2 protein-coding genes are annotated in these 1,199 nt (G+C 37.2%); both read left to right on the forward strand.

What is annotated here, in order from left to right; translation table 11 throughout:
- Nucleotides 1-276 precede the first annotated feature (276 nt).
- Entirely contained in the window at nt 277-597 is a 321-nt protein-coding gene (locus EKL98_RS16520; protein WP_126563198.1) for an antibiotic biosynthesis monooxygenase family protein, read from the forward strand.
- On the forward strand, nt 581-1,199 hold a 619-nt coding region (locus tag EKL98_RS16525; RefSeq protein ID WP_199740744.1), incomplete at its 3' end, for a histidinol dehydrogenase. The genes EKL98_RS16520 and EKL98_RS16525, both read left to right, overlap by 17 nt.

A 1,199-nucleotide genomic window follows, 5' to 3' on the forward strand; every position in this document is an offset into this window, starting at 1 on the left:
CAATCTCCCAATGCTTTTAGAAGCAACAACAGCCCAGAAAACAGAAATTAGTCTATTTCTTATCACTATTTATCGAAATTGAATACTCAATCGTTTTAAAATTAAGTTAAAATGATAAAAATGATTGATTTTGATTATTTCTAGCGTTTTATTGATTCTTAACCTATCCTTCTTTTTAAGAATTTTGTAAAAAACATTTTGATTAATTATTGATTGTATAAAAATAGCGCAATTAAATTAACTAATAAATTTATTTTAACTCTATACACTAAAGATATGATTTTAGAAATCGCCACTTTTGACATCAAAGAGAACGCACAAACCGCTTTTATGGAAGCCTTTCAGGAAGCCCAATTAGTGGTTTCAAAAGCCAAAGGTTTTGTTGGATTGGAATGCCAACATTGCATCGAAATACCCACCAAATTTGTGGTATTAATTCACTGGGAAACATTGGAAGACCACACCATCGGCTTCCGAGAATCGCCATTATTTACACAATGGAGAGCCCTTTTGTCTCCACATTTCCAAAATCCACCTGTAGCAGAACATTTTCAAACCATCAATAAAACAGAATTCACAAATGAAAAGAGTAATTAAAGAAGGAATCGCTTTATTTGAAGCCGAATCTAACGACAAAAAAGTCAGAGAAATAGTTGAAAACGTATTGGACGAAGTGAAAAATGGTGGCGATGCCGCAGTTCGATCCCTTTCCGAAAAATTTGATAAATGGTCTCCTGCCAGTTTTCTACTTTCAAAAGAAACTATCGAAGAAATCATCAGTAATGTTCCAGAACAAGTTTTGGAGGACATTCGGTTTGCACAAACACAGGTTCGAAATTTTGCACAACATCAAAAAGACTCGATGCACGACATTGAAGTTGAAACACTTCCGGGTGTTTTTCTGGGTCATAAAAATGTACCCGTAAACAGCGTAGGCTGCTACATTCCAGGAGGTCGCTATCCAATGGTTGCATCGGCGCACATGAGCGTGCTTACGGCAAAAGTAGCCGGAGTAAAACGCGTTATTGCCTGCACACCTCCTATCAAAGGACAAATTCCTGCTGCCACTGTAGCTGCAATGTATATGGCAGGTGCCGATGAAATTTATTTATTGGGAGGCATACAAGCTATTGCTGCCATGGGAATCGGAACCGAAACTATTGAATCTGTAGACATGATCGTAGGTCCAGGAAACTCTT

It is taken from the genome of Flavobacterium bomense, assembly GCF_003970355.1.

Coding starts and splice junctions, on each gene's coding strand:
- EKL98_RS16520 (WP_126563198.1), top strand. CDS start 277: ATGATTTTAGAAATCGCCACTTTTGACATCAAAGAGAACGCACAAACC.